Raw genomic sequence first — 18,352 nt, 5'->3', positions numbered from 1 at the left:
CCCTGCCGATCCAGGTCCAGGCCCGGACCCAAGTCACGTTGGCGGGGCCTGACTGCACCGCCAGCACGGCCGGGTCAGCCCTGGCGCGGCTTCACCTTGCCCGCCGCCAGCTTGGCGTTGGCGCGGGCGGTATCCACGTCGTCCGCGCGGGCCACTGCCACGCCCATGCGCCGCTTGGTGAAGCTCTCCGGCTTGCCGAACAGGCGCAGGTCGGTGCCCGGCACGGCCAGCGCTTCTTCCACGCCGTCGAAGACGATGCCCTGCGCATCGACGCCGCCGTAGATCACGGCGCTGGCGCCCGGGTTGCGCAGGGTGGTGTCCACCGGCAGGCCCAGGATGGCGCGGGCATGCAGCTCGAATTCGCTCTGGTGCTGCGTGGCCAGGGTGACCAGGCCGGTGTCGTGCGGGCGCGGGCTCACTTCGCTGAACCACACTTCGTCGCCCTTCACGAACAGTTCCACGCCGAAGAGGCCCAGGCCCGAGGGCTGGCCGTCCAGGCCGCGGCCCAGGTCGTCGGTCACGGCCCGGGCGATGTCCTGGGCGCGTTGCAGCGCCAGGGACGGCATGGGCTGGGGCTGCCAGCTTTCCACGTAGTCGCCGCTGACCTGCTTGTGGCCGATGGGTTCGCAGAACGAGGTCTGGATGCTGCCGTCAGCGGCCTTGGCGCGCACCGTGAGCAGGGTGATCTCGTACTCGAAGTCGATGAAGCCTTCGACGATGACGCGGCCATGGCTCACGCGGCCGCCGGCCATGGCGTAGTCCCACGCCTTTTGCACGTCGGCCGGGCCGTCCAGCTTGCTCTGGCCCTTGCCGGAGCTGCTCATCACCGGCTTGACCACGCACGGAAAGCCGATGGCGGGCTGGCCATCGGTGCCGTCGATGGCGGCCTGCAGTTCCTCCGCCGAATCGCAGAAGCGATACGGGCTGGTGGGCAGGCCCAGGGTTTCGGCGGCCAGGCGGCGGATGCCTTCGCGGTCCATGGTCAGGCGCGCGGCGCGGGCCGTAGGAATGACGCGCACGGTGCCGGCGGCTTCCAGCGCTTCGAGCATGGGCGTGGCGATGGCCTCGATCTCGGGCACGACCAGGTGCGGGCGCTCGGCTTCGATCAGGCTCTTGAGCTGCGCCGGGTCGCTCATGGTGATGGTGCGCGCATGGTGCGCCACCTGCTGGCCGGGCGCGTTCTCATAGCGGTCCACGGCGATGGTTTCGACGCCCAGGCGCTGCAGGGCGATGAGGACTTCCTTGCCCAGCTCGCCGCTGCCGAGCAGCATGACTTTGGTGGCGGAAGGCGAGAGGGGGGTGCCGAGAGTGGTCATGGGGAAAACGTCAAGAAATGGGGTGTGCGTGGAAGCGCCTGGCGATCAGGCACTGCAGCCGGCGATGATAGAGCGACTGCGCGCAGCTGCACGCTCACGCTCACACTCACGCACCCGGACCACGACGCTCGGCTCCCTCCATCGCCGCCCACGCCCCGGCGGGTCGAGCCGGCACGGCGTCACCCGTCCGAAGGCCGCGGAGCAGGCCATGCCAGCAGACGCCGCGGAACTGGCTTTGCCAGGCCGCTGGCGTCGCCCTCGCCCGGAGCGCGCAGCGCGTAGAGAGCGGGGGGAAGGCCCGAAGGGCCTCAGGAGGTGTACCGAATCAATACTGCTTGTACGGCAGGAACTTGCCCGACAGCACCACGTTGACGCGGTCGCCCTTGGGATCGGCCTGGCGCTGGATATCCATGCTGAAGTCGATGGCGCTCATGATGCCGTCGCCGAACTCCTCGTGGATCAGCTCCTTGATGGTGCTGCCGTACACGCTGACGATCTCGTACCAGCGGTAGATGAGCGGGTCGGTGGGCACGGGCGTGGGCAGCGAGCCCTTGTACGGCACCACCTGCAGCCATTTCTGCTCCTCGTCGGTCAGATCGAAGATGCGGCCCAGCACCTGGGCCTGTTCGGGCGAGGCGGTCATCTGTCCCAGGCACAGTGCCGTCGTCCACTCCTTCGACTGGCCGACCTGGGTGGCGATGTCATGCCATTGCAGGCCCTTCGATACCTTGGTGCCAATGATTTTTTCGGTCACGTCGTTGCGGTTCATGGGCTGAAAGTTCGCGTGTAGAGAAAGCCCACAGCGCAAGCAACGTGCGTGCCACGACACGCCCCACCGCGGGGCGTGGCCAGTCGGCAACGCCGCGCTCTACACGCTTCAGCCGCCAGCGCGCAGCCCATCGACCGCCTTCTCCGCGATCATGATCGTCGGCGCGTTGGTGTTGCCGCTCACGATGCGCGGCATGACGGAGGCGTCCACCACCCGCAGGCCCTGCACGCCGTGCACACGCAACTGCGCATCCACCACGTCCAGCGGGCCCGGCCCCATGCGGCAGCTGCCCACCGGGTGGTAGACGGTGTCGGCATGGCGGGCGATGAATTGCGCGATCTGCTCATCGCTCTGCGCGCCGGCACTGCGGGCCAGCTCGCGCCCGCCCAGGGCGGACAGGGCGGGCTGCACGAGGATCTCGCGCATGCGGCGCACGCCCTGCACCATGCGGCGCAGGTCATCGGCATCGGCGAAGAAGGCCGGGTCCACCAGTGGCAGCGCCTGCGGGTCGGCGCTCGCCAGCGTCACGCGGCCACGGCTGCGCGGCTGCAGCAGGCAGACGTGGCACGAATAGCCGTGGCCCCAGCTCCATTCGCGCCCGTGGTCCAGCAGCTTGGCGATGACGAAGTGCAGCTGCAGATCGGGCGCGGCCTCTTCCGGGCGGCTCTTGATGAAGCCGCCGGCCTCGGCGAAGTTGGTGGTCAGCAGGCCGGTGCGGCGGGCCCGCCACTCGCGCACGCCGCCGAGCAGGTTGCGCGCCCCGGCGAGGGAGAGGCCAAAGAGGTCGGTGAGCGCGGGGGTGTCCATCACCTGCACCACGTCGGGGTGGTCGTGCAGGTGCTCGCCCACGCCGGGCAGGTCGTGCCGCACGGCGATGCCGTGGCGCTGCAGTTGCGCCGCCGGGCCGATGCCGGAGAGCATCAGCAGCTGCGGCGACAGCAGCGCACCTGCCGACAGCAGCACCTCGCGCCGGGCCCGCACGGTGTGCAGGGCGCCGCCCTGCAGAAACTCCACGCCCACGGCGCGGCGGCCGCCAGCCCCATCGAAGAGGATGCGGGTCGCGCGTGCGCCCGTCTCCACGCGCAGGTTGGGCCGGCCCCGGTGCGGCGTCAGGTACGCCTTGGCGGCGCTGAAGCGCTCGCCGCCCCGGTGCGTGACCTGGTAGAGCCCCACGCCTTCCTGCGACGCGCCGTTGAAGTCGGCGTTGCGCGGGTGGCCGGCCTGCACGCCGGCTTCCACGAAGGCGCGCGCCACGCGGTGGGGCGACTGCAGATCGGCCACGTTCAGCGGACCGCCGGTGGCTGCCATGCGTTCGCGCCGCGCTCGTTGTGTTCAGCGCGCAGGAAGTACGGCAGCACGTCGGCCCAGCCCCATCCCGGGTTGCCGGCCTCCTGCGCCCAGTGGTCGTAGTCGGCCGGCTGGCCGCGCACGTAGATCATCGCGTTGATGGAGCTGGAGCCGCCCAGCACCCGCCCGCGCGGCTGCAGGCCCCGGCGCCCGTCCAGGCCGGGCTGGGGCGTGGTGTGCTGGTCCCAGTTGAGCGCCTTGGCACGGCCCAAGCCCGCCAGGCCGGCGGGGCAGTGGATGAGCGCACTGGTGTCCGCCGGGCCTGCCTCCAGCAGGCACACGCGCACGGCGGGGTCTGCGCTCAGGCGCCCGGCCAGCACGCAGCCGGCCGACCCGCCACCGATGACGATGTAGTCGAACATGGCCCGCTTGTACCACCGGCCGCCCGCCGAGCCAACCGCCCGCGCGACGGCTTGCGCGGTGATTGCCGATACCATCGCAGCAGCTTTTTTCCAGCCACTTCCACTCATTGCAAGGGACATCACATGACGATCAAGACCGTCGGCATCATCGGCGCGGGCACCATGGGCAACGGCATCGCGCAGGCCTGCGCGGTGGCGGGCATCGACGCGGTGATGGTCGATATTTCCGACGCTGCCGTGCAGAAGGGCCGGGCCACCGTGGCCGGCAGCCTGGACCGGCTCATCAAGAAGGAAAAGATCACCGCGGCCGACAAGGACGCGGCGCTGGCGCGCATCAAGACATCGACGAACTACGACGACCTGAAGGCCGCGCAACTGATCATCGAGGCCGCCACCGAGAACCAGGAACTGAAGGTGAAGATCCTGAAACAGGTGGACGCCGCCGTGGCGCCCGAGGTCATCATCGCCTCGAACACCTCGTCGATCTCCATCACGCAGCTGGCCGCCGCCACCTCGCGGCCCGACCGCTTCATCGGCATGCACTTCTTCAACCCGGTGCCGATGATGGCGCTGGTGGAGATCATCCGCGGCCTGCAGACCAGCGACGCCACGCACGACGCCGTCAAGGCGCTGGCCGAGGCGCTGGGCAAGAGCCCCATCACGGTGAAGAACGCGCCGGGCTTCGTGGTCAACCGCATCCTGGTGCCGATGATCAATGAGGCTTTCTTCGTGCTGGCCGAGGGCCTGGCCACGCCGGAAGACATCGACGCGGGCATGAAGCTCGGCTGCAACCAGCCCATCGGCCCGCTGGCGCTGGCCGACATGATCGGTCTGGACGTGTGCCTGGCCGTGATGAACGTCTATCTGGACGAGTTCGGCGACAGCAAGTACCGCCCCTGCCCGCTGCTCAAGGAAATGGTGGCTGCCGGACGCCTGGGCCGCAAGACGGGCCAGGGCGTGTACAGCTACTGAGGGAGGCGACGGCGCTGCACTCCATTCCCGCCCAAATGGCCTGCAGCGCTCGATTTCCGGAGCGAAACCTTCCTCACCCCGGAAACCATTCAGAACACAGTGGTTTTATCGATTGAATTGCACGCAATTTAATTGTCAGCAATAATTCAAACCATGACAGCGCACCCCTCCACCCACCCTTCCGCCGGCCTGGCCGCCGACGAGTTGCTGCGGCTGGACAACCAGGTCTGCTTCGCGCTGTATTCCGCATCGCTGGCGATGACCAAGCTCTATGCGCCCTTGCTTGCAGCCCTCGGCCTCACCTACCCGCAGTACGTGGTGATGCTCACGCTGTGGGAACGCGACGGCGTCACCGTGTCCGAGCTGGGTGAGCGGCTGTTCCTCGATTCCGGCACGCTGACTCCGCTGCTCAAGCGGCTGGAGGCTTCGGGCCATGTGTCCCGCCTGCGCGATGTGCAGGACGAGCGCCGCGTGCGCATCACCCTCACCCCGCAGGGCCGGGCGCTGCGCCAGCAGGCTGAACCGATTCCGCAGTGCGTGCTGGAAAGCGCGCAGTGCACGGTGCCCGAACTCACGGCCATCACCCGGCAACTCACCACTTTGCGCGACCGGTTGACCCGACCGCCTGCCCCGGCAGGTTGACTCGGCCGCACCGCTTTCACCCTGGCTCCGGCCATTTTTCCTGCAACTACCACCACCGAAGGAACGCACCATGACCACGCTCGACAAAGTTCTCTACACCGCCCGCGCCCACACCACCGGCGGCCGTGACGGCGCCTCGCGCACCGACGATGGCCGCCTGGACGTGAAGCTGTCGGCCCCCGGCACCAGCGGCACGGGCACCAACCCCGAGCAGCTCTTCGCCGCCGGCTACTCTGCCTGCTTCATTGGCGCCCTGAAGGCCGTCGGCGGCAAGCTGGGCATCGCCGTGCCGCAAGACGTGTCGGTGGACGCCGAAGTGGACCTGGGCCAGATCCCGAACGCCTACGGCATCGCCGCGCGCCTGAAGGTGTCGCTGCCGGGCCTGGAAAAGGACAAGGCACAGCAGCTGGTGGACGCTGCCCACCAGGTCTGCCCCTACTCCAACGCCACGCGCGGCAACATCGACGTGACGATCACGCTGGCTTGATCCCGCCCCCCTCGTTTCGAGGCTTCCGCTCTGCGGCAGCTATCGAAACCATAGCTGCCCGCGCTGATTCGATCAGCGCCGGCGGCTTTTTTCATGGGACTCCGGGTGGCCAGGACGACCTGGACGGCAACACGGGCGGGCACGGCCGGTCACCGACAATGCACGCATGCAGACGCCCTCAGCCCCTTCCTTTCCTTCCCCCTTCGGCAGCGACGCGCCGGCAGGCGCCCACGCCTACGCCACGCTCACGCCCGATCTGGTGCTGGACGCCCTGGCCAGCGTGGGCCTCCATGGCGATGGCCGGCTGATGGCGCTGGGTTCGTACGAGAACCGGGTCTACCAGGCCACGCTGGAGAACGACGGCGCCCGGGTGGTGGCCAAGTTCTACCGTCCCGGCCGCTGGAGCGAGGCGCAGATCCTGGAAGAACACGCCTTCGCGGCCGAGCTGGCGGCCGCCGAGGTGCCCATGGTGGCGCCCTTGGCCATCGACGGGCGCACGCTGCACACGCATGCCGGTTTTGCCTTTTCCGTCAGCCCCTGGCGCGGCGGCCGCACGCCGGAGCTGGACGACTTCGAGGTGCTGGAGTGGATCGGCCGCTTCCTTGCGCGCATCCACACCGTGGGCGCGGCCCGCCCCTTCGTGCACCGCCCCGCCATCGACGTACGGACGCTGGCGGGGGAGCCTTTCGACTGGCTGCTGGGTGCGGGCATCATTCCGCTGGACCAGCAATCGGCTTGGCGCGATGCCTGCACACATGCTATCGAATTAATAGCATCAAACGCTTATGCATCAATCGCCGGAGGCGGTTTTGACTCAAAATTCAGCCTCCAGACGGCGACCCCGATCCGCCTGCACGGTGACTGCCACCCCGGCAACGTGCTGTGGACGCCGCTGGACGAATACGGCCGGGGCGGCCCGCACTTCGTCGACCTGGACGACGCGCGCACCGGTCCGGCGGTGCAGGATCTCTGGATGATGCTCTCGGGCGACCGCCGCCAGCGCACCCAGCAGCTGTCCGCCCTGCTGGACGGCTACGAGCAGTTCCGCAGCTTCGACCGGCGCGAGCTGGCGCTGATCGAGCCGCTGCGCACGCTGCGGCTCATCCACTACAGCGCCTGGCTGGCCCGCCGCTGGGCCGACCCGATCTTCCCGATCAACTTTCCCTGGTTCGGCAGCAGCGACTACTGGCGCGGCCAGGTCCATCAGCTGCAGGAGCAGATCGAGGCGATGGGTGAGGAGCCGCTGGCGGCGTAGCGAGATGGACCCCGGGCGCGGCCCAGGGCCGGCCGGAGCGCGTCAGCGCCGCGCCATCGAATCCTTCCAGCCCTGCACGATCACGGTGCTGAAGAACTGGCGGTCCAGCCAGAGCCACACCAGCACCGGCATCAGCGTGGGCAGCACCAGCACGCCGAGCTGGTAGCCATAGACGATGACGTTCAGCTCCCAGCCCACCACGCGCAGCGCGGCCATGTCCATGCGGGCCGTGAGTGCCAGCTGCATGAGCAAAAACATCACCAGACTGGCCGCCTGCGCCGGCAACAGCAGCAGGTAACCCATCACCGCCCGGCGCAGCCGGCCCCCGGCCTTGGCGGAGACGCGCGCCGCGACCAGCAGCGCCAGGAAGATCGGCAGACCGTAGGCATAGCGGCCGGGGTCGGCGTCGAGCGTGACTTCTGCACGCCGCCCGCCCGCCTGCTCCACCGGCACTTCCACGGTGGTGTCCACCTCGATGCGGCCCGGCGCGATACGCACCGTGCGCACCCACATCGGGGTCACCCGCTCGAGCACCATGTGCGAGATCGCGGCCACCGGATACGACGTCCATGGCGAGACCTTGGTCCACAGCAGGGTCAGCGCCAGCACGCCCACGAAGGCGGACAGCGCGAAAGTCACCAGCACCGAAGGGCGTCGCATGGCAGTTCCTTGTGTTCAGGCAGGAGTGGGTGGGGAGAGAGGGCCCGCGCCCGGATGAGTCGATGAATGAATGAATGAGCGAAAGAGCGAACGAGCGACCCGCTTCGTGATGCGTTCCCACGGGTCGCGGCTCACGGAATCAGACGGACGGCTTGGCGTGCGGCGAAAGATCCAGCGATGAGCTGACCTGCCCCGGGCCACCGGACGGCCGGACCGGCGCGCGAGGAGCGAGCGGCGGCGCAGGCGGCTCATCGGGCGGCGGCGGCGCGTTCAGCCGCGCCTTGCGTGCCCCCGCTCGCACCCAGAGCAGCCAGACCACCAGCACGTCCAGCATGATCAAGCCCTGCCAGAGGAACTCGTGCGCGAAGTCGAACACCGCCGTGTTCCACTGGCCCAGGTAGAACAGGCTGATCACGCGCACCACGTTGAGCGCCTGCACGGCGGCGAACCCCGCCACGATGCCGACCAGCTTGTGCCGCCAGGTGGACGGGAACGCCATGATCGCGGCGAACAGCACGATGCAGGCCTCGATGCCATTGCAGCCCGCCTCGATCGACACGCCGAACCCGGTCGCCTGGTTCCAGAGCACCTTGCCTTCCGACGCCGCGGTGCTGTCGAAGGTGGTGACCAACGTCGCGCAGATGTGCGCGAGCAGCGCCGTCCAGGGCAACACGATGTGCTCCTGCACCCAGTTCAGGATGTTCAATCCGAACAGCGAGAGCTGCAGGAAGAGGAAAAGTGCGAAGAAGCGCAGCATGGCTTGGGGCGTTAAGGCAGCAGGGCAGCGGGTGAAGCGGGTGAAGCGCGTGAAGCTGGTGAAGCTGGTGAAGCTGGTGAAGCGGGCAGGTGAATTGCGGGCCGACGATAGCTCAACAAGGGACGGGACGGGCAGCGGGACCAGCGCGTGGGCAGACGCTCTCGAGCGGGCGATCCCGGACGTCCCGTGGAGCCGGGACCCTGCTTCGCGCGCATGTCAAACGTGAACACACCATCTGCACCCCCTCCGCAAGACCGTCGACCTGCAGGGCCGCGACCGGAGGCCTGCATTTTGGCAGGGCGCCTCGGCATCTCGCGTGCGCTGCCCTGCAGGTCGCCATCACATGGCCGACATCATCGACCAAGCAGCGACGAAGACGATCCGGAACACCCCCTGCATCGTTAACGACGGTCAACGCAATCAATTTTGGCTGGTTAATAGATTTATCGAATGTTAGCTTTGGAGCCTCCATGTAACAAAACCCAACCGCATGCCCAAGCTCTCACGTTCCAGCGTCGCCATCCTGGTCTTGACCAGTGCTCTGCCTTTCGCCCCAGCGTGGGGCTACCAGAACAGCGAGCTCCTCACCCACTACTTCGATGATCCGAGGTTGCCCGACGATTCCCCCAGCTATGAAAACAGCGCCGGCAAGATGACCGTGACCCCGCCAGGCGGCGGGGGCTTCAAGCTGATGTCGGACCACACCAGTTTCGTCAACACGCCGGGCAATGGCGTGACCATCGTCGTGACCCCGAGCTCGAGCAAGGTGCCCAGCCGCATCAGCGTCCGTGACCAGCGCTCCTCCACCGAGCGCTACATCAGCGCGAAATGCCTGAACCCTGCGACGCAGGCGATCGAGCCCTGCAACCTCGGCGACGAGACGCAGTTCCCCCGCACGCGCTACGCCCCCAGCACGACGCCCAACTACCCGTCCCAGACCCAGTTCGAGTGGGACACCAACTCCCGGTCGTTGCGCGTCTATACCCCGGACAGGAACATCCAGAGCACCGGTGGCTACATCGACCTGCCGCCATATGTGCGGGAAATCACGATGACGGCCTATGGCTCCGGGGGCCCAGACTCCTCCTTCGGCGACGTCTTCATGGCCGACGCGCCGAGCGTCAGCAAGTCTTTCGCGCCGGCCAGCACCACGCCCGGCGGCACCAGCACGCTGACCATCGAGCTCAAGAATCCCGATTTGAACGGCGTAGTGCCGGACGTCAACGTGGCCGATGTGCTGCCCGCTCCGCTGAAGCTGGTGAGCGCCCGCCACAGCTGCACCGGTGGCACCCTGACCACGGACACCGACAGCGGAACGATTTCACTGCGCGGCACGACCATGCCCGTGGACGGCTGCACCATCACCGCCCAGGTGCGCTGGCCCGACGACGCGGCCGGCATCGAGGCGTGCCGCTCCGGCAACGCGGCGCGCAACACCATCACCTCGCCAGCGCAGTTCACCACGGCATTGGGCCAGTTCAACGGGCAGGCCAAGGCCGATCTGGCCTGCACGTACACGGCACCCCCCGACCCGACGCCCGACCCAACCCCCGACCCGGACCCTACTCCCGACCCTACTCCCGACCCCACTCCCGGCCCCACCACCAAGCAGCCGATCCCCACGCTTTCCGACATGGGCCTGCTGATGCTGTCCGGGTTGACGATGGGGCTGGCCGGATTCCTCAGCCGCCGCAAGAAGTGGTTCTGATCGCGGCCGGGCGGACCCCATTCCAGGCCGGGGCGGCCGTGCCGCCCTCTCCACCCCGCATAGCGGCAGCGGAGCCTGGCCGGCGCAGCGAAGGCAGCGTGTGCAGCTCCGGCGCAAACCGCACGCAGCGTGCCGGGCAGGCCCACCCGCGCGGCACGCTGCCTGCCCGGTCAGCCGATCACATCAGCAGGGCGTTCACCCGCTTCACGTAAGCGGCCGGGTCTTCCGGCAGGCCGCCCTCGGCCAGCAGCGCCTGGTCGAACAGGATGTGGGCCAGGTCGTGGAAGTGCACGCTGCCCTCCAGCTTCTTCACCAGGGCGTGCTCGGGGTTCACCTCCAGCACCGGCTTGGTGTCCGGCGCCTGCTGGCCCGCCTGCTTGAGCAGGCGCGCCAGCTGGGTGCTCATGCCATCGTCGGAGGTGACCAGACAGGCGGGTGAATCCACCAGGCGGGTGGTGACGCGCACGTCCTCGGCCTTGTCCTTCAGCGCTTCCTTCAGCTTCGCCAGCACGGGCTTGAAGCTTTCCGCCGCCTCCTCGGCCGCCTTCTTCTCGGCCTCGTCCTGCAGCTTGCCCAGATCGACCGCGCCCTTGGCGACCGACTGCAGCGGCGTGCCGTCGAAGTCGTGCAGGTAGTTCAGCGCCCACTCGTCCACGCGGTCGGCCATCAGCAGCACTTCGATGCCCTTTTTCTTGAAGACTTCAAGCTGCGGGCTGTTCTTCGCGGCGGCCAGCGTATCGGCCGTGATGTAGTAGATCGCTTCCTGGCCTTCCTTCATGCGGGCCTTGTAGTCGGCCAGCGAGATGGTGACCGTGTCGGTGGTGGTGGACGGGAAGCGCAGCAGCTTGGCGATGCGCTCGCGGTTGCCGAAGTCCTCGCCCAGGCCTTCCTTGAGCACCGCGCCGAACTCGGCGTAGAACTGGCTGTACTTGCCTTCCCGGGCCTTGTCTTCCTCGCTCACCACGTCGGTCACACCGTCGGCACCCTCGCCGGCGGCATGGGAATCGTGCTTGGCCAGGTCTTCCAGCATCGACAGCACGCGCTTGGTCGAGCCCTCGCGGATGGAACGCACGTCCCGGCTTTCCTGCAGCAGCTCGCGGCTCACGTTCAGCGGCAGATCGCTGGAATCGATCACGCCCTTCACGAAGCGCAGGTAGGTGGGCATCAGCGCCTCGGCGTCGTCCATGATGAAGACGCGCTTCACGTACAGCTTCACGCCCGCCTTCTTGTCGCGGTTCCACAGATCGAACGGCGCCTTGGCAGGGATGTAGAGCAGCTGCGTGTACTCGGTGTTGCCTTCCACGCGGTTGTGGCTCCAGGTCAGCGGGTTCTCGTGGTCGTGGCTGATGGCCTTGTAGAAGTCCTGGTACTGCTCGGCAGTGATGTCCTTCTTCGGCCGGGTCCAGAGGGCGCTGGCCTTGTTCACGGCCTCCCACTCGCCCGTCTTGACCATCTCGCCGGGCTGGTCGTTCTCCCCGTCCTTCCACTCTTCCTTTTCCATCAGGATGGGCAGGCTGATGTGGTCGGAATACTTGGCGATGACCGACTTGAGCTTCCAGGCGTTCAGGAACTCTTCGGCGTCGTCGCGCAGGTGCAGGATCACGCTGGTGCCGCGCTGGGGGCGGTTGATCGACTCGACCTCGAAGTCGCCGGTGCCGCCGCTCACCCAGCGCACGCCCTGCTCGGCCGGCAGGCCGGCGCGGCGCGATTCCACCGTGATCCGGTCGGCCACGATGAAGCCAGAGTAGAAGCCCACGCCGAACTGGCCGATCAGCTGGCCCTGCTCGCTGGCGGTCTGCTTCTGGTCGCCCGACAGGCGGCTCATGAAGTCCTTCGTGCCGCTCTTGGCGATAGTGCCCAGGTGGTCGATCGCTTCCTGCTCGCTCATCCCGATGCCGTTGTCGGTGATGGTGAGGGTCTTGGCCGCCTTGTCGAAGGCCACGCGCACTTCCAGGTTGGGCGCGTCTTCATACAGCCCGGCGTTGTTGAGCGCCTCGAAGCGCAGCTTGTCGCAGGCATCGGAGGCGTTGGAGATCAGCTCGCGCAGGAAGATTTCCTGATTGGAATACAGCGAGTGGGTGACCAGGTGCAGCAGTTGCGCCACTTCGGCCTGGAAGGAATGGGTTTGCTTGCTCATGGTGAATGTGTGACTGAAACGAGGTTCACGAAAAATACGACGCCCGCACAGATCGGGACGGGGCCGCAATTATCAAGAAGTGTTGTGGCTTCCCGCCGAGCGACACATTGTTCACATTGCCGGCCGCCCCGGCCGCGCCTGCCTGCCTAAGATTCCCGAAAGCCCGCCGACGTCTCCGTCGCGGGCTTTTTGCATCCGTTCACCGGTTCATGCATTTCACCCGATTCATTCAACAGCCGAACCATCAGGCAAGGGAGGGCGCGCCATGGGCAGCCACAGCAACATCAAAAAATGGTCCGCCGAATTCCTCGGCACTTTCTGGCTGACGTTCGGCGGCTGCGGCAGCGCGGTGCTGGCGGCGGCCTTCCCGCAGCTGGGCATCGGCCTGCTGGGCGTGTCGCTCGCCTTCGGCCTCACGGTGCTGACCGGCGCCTACGCCTTCGGCCCCGTCTCGGGCGGCCATTTCAACCCGGCGGTGTCGATCGGGCTGGCAGTGGGCGGCCGGTTCCGCGCGGGCGAGCTGCCCGGCTACATCATCGCGCAGGTGCTGGGCGCCATCGCGGCGGCGGGCCTGCTCTATCTGATCGCCACCGGCAAACCCGGCGCCGAGATCGGCGGCTTCGCCACCAACGGCTACGGGCCGCATTCGCCCGGGGGCTACGGCCTGATGGCGGCACTGGTCACCGAGGTGGTGCTCACGGCCGTCTTCCTGCTGGTGATCCTGGGCGCGACCGACCGGCGCGCTGCCGAAGGCTTCGCCGGCATGGCCATCGGACTGGCGCTCACGCTGATCCACCTGATCTCCATTCCCGTGACGAACACCTCCGTCAACCCGGCCCGCAGCACCGGCCCGGCCCTCTTCGGCCCCGAGATCGCCGTCTCGCAGCTCTGGCTCTTCTGGGTCGCGCCCGTCGCGGGCGCCATCATCGGCGCAGCGATCTACCAGCTACTGCTGTCGGACGACTGACAGCGCCGCCGCGCCGCCGCGCCGGGCGACACGGCGCAGCGGGCCCGGCCGGCGCGCCCGCCCGGGCCCGCGAACATCCTGGCGCGCCAGCAGACTTCGTGCCGCACGCTGTGTGGCGCGCCACCCCGGGAATCGGCACCGACCTACCGACCGACGGCCCCACTGACCCACCGCTCCTTCTTCCATAGCAGCAGGTCTTGGGGCTGCGGGCCTTCCAGATGCGAACCGCTCCGGAACACCCGAGAAACCTCGACCCCACGCTATCGTTTTCGACGGCAAGCCCGGTCAGAACCGCTCGTTCGCTCCCAGATAGCGCCACTGCCCCACGGGCAGGTTGCCGAGCACCACGCGGCCGATGCGGATGCGCTTGAGGCCCACCACCTTCAGGCCGACCTGCTCGCACATGCGGCGGATCTGGCGCTTCTTGCCCTCGGTCAGCACAAAGCGCAGCTGTTCGGGGTTCTGCCACTCCACCTCTGCCGGCTTGAGGGCCTGGCCGTCCAGCGACAGCCCGTGGCAGAGCAGCGCCAGCCGGTCGGCCGGAAAGGCGCGCTGCACGTCGGTGGCAACGTCGCCGTACTGCACGCGCACCAGGTATTCCTTGTCCACTTCGGAGTTCTCGCCGATCAACTGGCGGGCCACGCGGCCGTCCTGCGTCAGCACCAGCAGACCGACGGAATCGATGTCGAGCCGGCCGCAGGGCGCCAGGCCCCGCAGGTGCGGCGGCGTGAAGCGCAGCCCGCTCGGGTCTTCGCGCCAGTGGGTGCGGGGGTTGATCAGCGCCACGGCGGGCGTGTGGCCATCTTCCGCCTGGCCGCTGACGTAGCCCATGGGCTTGTGCATGAGGATGGTGACCTGCCGCTCCTGCTGGCCGTGCGCCTGCGCGTCCACCTCGATGCGGTCGGCGGCCGTCACCTGCTGGCCCATCACGGCGACTTCGCCGTTCACGCGGACCCAGCCCATGGCCACCCAGTCGTCGGCCTCGCGCCGCGAGCACAGGCCCAGCTCCGCCATGCGCTTGTTCAGCCGCTGGGTGTCACCCGGCTGCGACGTGCGCGGGGCGCCCTGCGCGGCCGCCAGGGAACGGGGGCCGGGGCTGCGTTGCGGGCCCTGGGCGGTGTGGGGCGCCGGTGCGGCGGCCCCGGCGCGCCAGCCGGGCTGCGGCGGCTGCGACGGGTTGGGCCGCCCGCCGGCCGGAGGGCGGCCGCCGGTGCCAGGGCGCGGGCCGGCGTAGGCGCCGGGCCCCGACGCCGGGCGCGGTCCGGAAGGCGGACGCGGCGGCTGGGCCGGACGCGGCGCCGGCGTGGCCCCGCGGCGCACCGGCGGCCTGACGGGCGCGGCGCCCTCGGGCCGGCGCAGCGTGGGCCGGGTGGCGGGCCCCTCGGGCACAGCGCCGGAAGCGGGAGGAACTGGAGGACGGGAGGGCGGCGTGTCGGACATGCCGCCATTGTCTCGCGCCGGCGGCTCGGCCGGCAGATCAGCCGCCGGATCGGCAGCCGGTTCAGCAGGCAGCCAGCGGGGTCTGCGCGTCCGCGATGGGCGGCGTGGCGCAGGGGGCCGCAGCGGCCTCCCGCGGGCGCCGCAGCCAGGCCAGGAAATCCGCGAGCGGCAGCGGCCGGCTGATGAAGTAGCCCTGCGCATCGTCGCAGCCCAGGTCCTTCAGGCGTTGCATCACCGCCTCGGTTTCCACGCCCTCGGCCACCACCGTCAGCCCCAGGTTGTGCGCCAGGTCGATGGTGGAGCGCACGATCTGCACGTCCCCATGGCCCTGCCCACCGCCCTGGCCCGGGCCCGGGCCCGGGCCCGGGCCAGGGCCCGGGCCAGGGCCCGGGCCCGCGCCCGTGCCGCCGACGGTGGCCGTGGCGGCTCCCTCCCCCTCAGCCACCATGCCCAGCACGAACGACTTGTCGATCTTCAGCTCGTCCACCGGCAGGCGCCGCAGGTAGCCCAGCGACGAATAGCCGGTGCCGAAGTCGTCGATGGACAGGCGAAAGCCCAGGCCGGACAGGCGGTTCAGCATGGCCTCGGCGCGCTGCGGGTCGTCCATGATGGCGCTCTCGGTGATCTCCAGGCAGAACGACTCGGCCGCCACGCCGTGCTGGGACAGCAGGTCGCCCAGCTTCTGATGCAGTTCCGGGTCCAGCAGGTCGCGGGTGGACAGGTTCACCGACACCCGCAGCCCCGTTGCCCGCACCTCGGGGCGGGCCAGCAGGCGCGCCGTCTCGGCGAAGACCCAGAGCGTCAGGTGGCGCACGAAGCCGGTCTGCTCGGCAAAGGGAATGAACTGCATCGGCGGCACCAGGCCGCGTTCGGGGTGCTGCCAGCGCAGCAGCGCCTCGGCGGCGCAGCCCTTCCAGCCATTCAGCGCCACCTTGGGCTGCAGATAGAGGCGCAGCTCCCCATGGTCGATGGCATGGCGCAGATCGGTCAGCATCGACAAACTCTCCGGGCTCGACGAGTCCATCGCGGTGTCGTAGTGCATGGCGCCGCTCAGGCGCTGCTTGGCCGCGTACATGGCGATCTCCGCATGGCTCAGCAGCGTGTCGGCATCGCTGGCGGGCCCGGGCCAGCAGGCAATGCCGATGCCGGCGCTCACGTCCAGCGTCTGGTCGCCCAGGGCCAGCGGGGTCTCGAAAGCGCGCGCGATGCGCTGGGCGACGGCGCTGGCCTCCTCGGCCGTCGCGCCGGGCAGCAGCAGGGCAAAGGCATTGCCGCCCAGGCGCGCCAGCACATCGCGCCCCGAGCGCACCTGGTGGCCGATGCGGTCGGCCACGGCCTGCAGCAGCTGGTCGCCCATGCCGTAGCCCAGCACGCCGTTGACGTGCTTGAAGCGGTCCAGGTCCAGCGACAGCACGGCCAGCGACGTGTCGCCGCCCGGCCCCGGCGCCATGGCCTTCACCAGCAGCGCGCGGAAATGCTCCCGGTTGGGCAGCCCCGTCAGCCGGTCGGTGAGCGCCATGCGCTGGATCTCGACCTGCTGCTCGGCGATATCGAGCCGCATGCGGTCGAACGCGCGCGCCAGGTTGCCGATCTCGTCGCGCCGGCGCGTGTAGCCCATGGGCACCGCATAGTCGCCATCGGCCATGCGGAGCGTGGCGGCGATCAGCGAGCGCAGCGGCACCGTGAGGCGGTGCGCCATCCAGCCATTGGCCGCGGCGAACAGCAGCACGCCGATCAGCGTGACGATGCCCAGCATCACCTGCAGCCGCCGGTACGGCGCCACCACCTCGTTCACCGACCGCAGGATCACCGCCTGCACCTGCCCGCCCAGGCTCTCCATGCGCACGGTGCGCGCCAGCAGGTCGCCGTGCTCGGTGTGCAGCTCGCCGACGGGCCCGGCGCGGCGCAGGCGCTCGACCACCTCGCCGGTCAGGCTGCTGACGGGCACCGACAGGCTGCCGTCGGCGGCGGTCACCAGCAGCGCGACCTCGGCCGAGCGCAGCTGCTGCAGCTCCAGCGCCTGGGCCTGGCTGATCGGAAAGCCCATCACCACCCAGCCGATGACCAGCGGCGCACGCATGGGCACCATGACGAACTGGTAGGGCGTGCCGCCCACCACCACGATGCGGCTGTCCTTCTTCTCGCCCGAGGCCAGCAGCGGCACGGCCTGGCCCAGCGCGACTTCGTAGGCGCTGGCGCCCCCCTTCACGCTGGCCGACACCAGCGACATGCGGTCGTCCAGCAGCGCCGACACCGCCGCGCCGATGCGCCGGCCGTGGTTGTCCAGCACCGACTGCATGGTGTCCACGTCGCCGGACAGCACCGCCGACCGGAAGCCGTAGTCGGCCGCCAGCAGCGCCGCAGCCTGCTGCAGCCGCTCGGCGTTGTAGCCCAGCACCCGCTGCCAGGCGCGCGCGTCGCCGTCGAGGGCGCCCTCGATCTGGATGCGCGCGTTGCGGTCGATGGTGGCGCGCACCACGGCGAATCCTGCCAGCTGCACGGCAAAGAGCAGCAGCAGCGACAGCCCCACCAGCCGGCCGATCAGGCTGCGCGGCAGCGCCAGGCGCAGCCGGGAGAGCGACCGCGACAGGGGCGGCAGGGGCCGGGACAGGAGCGGCGCCATCAGGGTTTCGCTGCCGTCAGTTGCACCACGACCGGGGCGCCGCCCGGCTCGGCCACCGTGAGCGCCTGCGTGTGGGCGGGCGCGCCCACCGGCAGGCTGGTGTGCCACACCCGCAGCTGGTAGCTGCCGGCGGGCACCTTGTCGATGCGGGCGCTGCCGGAGGGTGCGGCACTCTGGGTGTAGTACGGCGTATCGACCACCAGCACCCAGCCCACCATGTGGTCATGGATGTTGCAGCCCAGCACGGCCACGCCCGCCTGGTCGAACACCACCGGGTTGGCGGGCACACCGGCATACAGCTTCAGCTCGAACTTCTTGGCCGGCGAGAACGAATAGACGTGGTGGCGCACCGTGTCGTGGTTGGGAAAGCGCACCGCCGTGCCCACCGGCACCACCAGCACGTCGGGCACGAACTTCAGGTTCTGCTGGCCCATTTCCGCGTCGGCCAGCGGGCGCACCAGGCGCCGTGCGTCGGCCGAATCGAGAAACACCACCGCGCCGGACAAAGGCTTGCCCGCCGCGTCCTGCACCGTGACCTGCACCGTGGCAGCCCGGGCGAGCGGCGCGCACAGGGCCACGATTCCGGCAGCCAAAAAGCCCGCAACCGGCTGCTTCCAGCGGCGGGTGCGGTGCAGGAAAAAGGCACGATCTTGTAACAATGACATGGACAATGGACCACGTTGGGATCGTGAGGAAGGGTCGGAAGACCCACGGAATGCTATCAAAACAGGAGCTTCGACCGCTGTAAAGAGGAACCGAAAGCGGAATTTGATAGGCATGATGGCGGCACTCAGGCCGAAGTAGTCTTCGCCATTTTGGATTTTCTCGCAGGCATTACTTGTAACAACCGCAACCGAACGCAGGCATTCATCTTGCTGCACGGCTGCCTTTGATCTTTCCAGGAACCTTC

At 68.9% G+C, this 18,352-nt stretch carries 14 protein-coding genes and 1 pseudogene; 6 read left to right on the top strand and 9 right to left on the bottom strand.

All coding sequences use genetic code 11. From position 1 onward, the window contains the following. Positions 1-74: 74 nt before the first annotated feature. The 3 genes and pseudogenes from purT to ASF94_RS00435 form a co-directional block, all read right to left on the bottom strand. On the bottom strand, positions 75-1,316 hold the full coding sequence (gene purT, locus ASF94_RS00445; protein WP_056659945.1) for a formate-dependent phosphoribosylglycinamide formyltransferase: 1,242 nt from the start codon (positions 1,314-1,316) through the stop codon (positions 75-77). A gap of 325 nt (positions 1,317-1,641) precedes the next feature. After that, entirely contained in the window at positions 1,642-2,085 is a 444-nt protein-coding gene (gene cynS, locus ASF94_RS00440) for a cyanase (protein ID WP_056659942.1), read from the bottom strand. Positions 2,086-2,193: 108 nt separating this feature from the next. Further along, positions 2,194-3,794, bottom strand: a pseudogene (locus tag ASF94_RS00435) (GMC family oxidoreductase). 123 nt (positions 3,795-3,917) lie between these two features. Between ASF94_RS00435 and ASF94_RS00430 the strand changes: the two are divergent. From ASF94_RS00430 to ASF94_RS00415, 4 genes are all read left to right on the top strand, one after another. Then, on the top strand, positions 3,918-4,766 hold the full coding sequence (locus tag ASF94_RS00430) for a 3-hydroxybutyryl-CoA dehydrogenase (protein WP_056659939.1): 849 nt from the start codon (positions 3,918-3,920) through the stop codon (positions 4,764-4,766). Between the two features lie 153 nt (positions 4,767-4,919). Next, entirely contained in the window at positions 4,920-5,408 is a 489-nt protein-coding gene (locus tag ASF94_RS00425) for a MarR family winged helix-turn-helix transcriptional regulator (protein ID WP_056659936.1), read from the top strand. Positions 5,409-5,478: 70 nt separating this feature from the next. Next, positions 5,479-5,895: an organic hydroperoxide resistance protein gene (locus tag ASF94_RS00420; RefSeq protein ID WP_056659933.1), complete on the top strand. Its 417-nt coding sequence runs from the start codon at positions 5,479-5,481 to the stop codon at positions 5,893-5,895. A gap of 166 nt (positions 5,896-6,061) precedes the next feature. After that, on the top strand, positions 6,062-7,150 hold the full coding sequence (locus ASF94_RS00415; protein WP_082492868.1) for a serine/threonine protein kinase: 1,089 nt from the start codon (positions 6,062-6,064) through the stop codon (positions 7,148-7,150). A gap of 42 nt (positions 7,151-7,192) precedes the next feature. On the opposite strand, the gene ASF94_RS00410 is transcribed toward ASF94_RS00415, so the two are convergent. Both ASF94_RS00410 and xrtH read right to left on the bottom strand, forming a co-directional pair. After that, complete coding sequence (locus ASF94_RS00410) at positions 7,193-7,810, bottom strand: exosortase H-associated membrane protein (protein ID WP_056659930.1); 618 nt, start codon at positions 7,808-7,810, stop codon at positions 7,193-7,195. Between the two features lie 139 nt (positions 7,811-7,949). After that, positions 7,950-8,567 (bottom strand): exosortase H, encoded by a 618-nt coding sequence (gene xrtH, locus ASF94_RS00405; protein WP_056659927.1) that lies wholly within the window; start codon positions 8,565-8,567, stop codon positions 7,950-7,952. A 490-nt stretch (positions 8,568-9,057) separates the two neighbouring features. Here xrtH and ASF94_RS21910 point away from each other — a divergent pair, with 490 nt between their 5' ends. Then, the gene (locus ASF94_RS21910; protein ID WP_056659924.1) at positions 9,058-10,275 is read left to right on the top strand and encodes an IPTL-CTERM sorting domain-containing protein; all 1,218 of its coding nucleotides are present in this window, start codon (positions 9,058-9,060) and stop codon (positions 10,273-10,275) included. Positions 10,276-10,453: 178 nt separating this feature from the next. Here ASF94_RS21910 and htpG read toward each other — a convergent pair whose 3' ends face one another. Further along, positions 10,454-12,412 carry a molecular chaperone HtpG gene (gene htpG / locus ASF94_RS00395; RefSeq protein WP_056659921.1) on the bottom strand — a complete coding sequence of 653 codons (1,959 nt, stop codon included), beginning with the start codon at positions 12,410-12,412 and terminating at the stop codon, positions 10,454-10,456. A gap of 265 nt (positions 12,413-12,677) precedes the next feature. Between htpG and aqpZ the strand changes: the two genes are divergently transcribed. Beyond that, entirely contained in the window at positions 12,678-13,379 is a 702-nt protein-coding gene (aqpZ, locus tag ASF94_RS00390; RefSeq protein ID WP_056659917.1) for an aquaporin Z, read from the top strand. A gap of 285 nt (positions 13,380-13,664) precedes the next feature. Here the strand turns inward: aqpZ and ASF94_RS00385 are convergent, their stop codons facing one another. The 3 genes from ASF94_RS00385 to ASF94_RS00375 all read right to left on the bottom strand — a co-directional run bounded on the left by ASF94_RS00385 (position 13,665) and on the right by ASF94_RS00375 (position 18,107). Beyond that, positions 13,665-14,819: a pseudouridine synthase gene (locus ASF94_RS00385; protein ID WP_235505185.1), complete on the bottom strand. Its 1,155-nt coding sequence runs from the start codon at positions 14,817-14,819 to the stop codon at positions 13,665-13,667. Between the two features lie 61 nt (positions 14,820-14,880). Further along, positions 14,881-17,442 carry a bifunctional diguanylate cyclase/phosphodiesterase gene (locus ASF94_RS00380; protein ID WP_082492867.1) on the bottom strand — a complete coding sequence of 854 codons (2,562 nt, stop codon included), beginning with the start codon at positions 17,440-17,442 and terminating at the stop codon, positions 14,881-14,883. After that, complete coding sequence (locus ASF94_RS00375; protein ID WP_235505184.1) at positions 17,442-18,107, bottom strand: methylamine utilization protein; 666 nt, start codon at positions 18,105-18,107, stop codon at positions 17,442-17,444. The genes ASF94_RS00380 and ASF94_RS00375 overlap by 1 nt, the downstream gene beginning before the upstream one ends. Between the last annotated feature and the right edge of the window lie 245 nt (positions 18,108-18,352).

The sequence above is a fragment of the Acidovorax sp. Leaf160 genome (assembly GCF_001424265.1).
Taxonomy (GTDB): Bacteria; Pseudomonadota; Gammaproteobacteria; order Burkholderiales; family Burkholderiaceae_C; genus Paracidovorax.
Note: the sequence above shows the minus strand (reverse complement) of the source record. Positions and strands in the feature narration are given on the sequence as shown.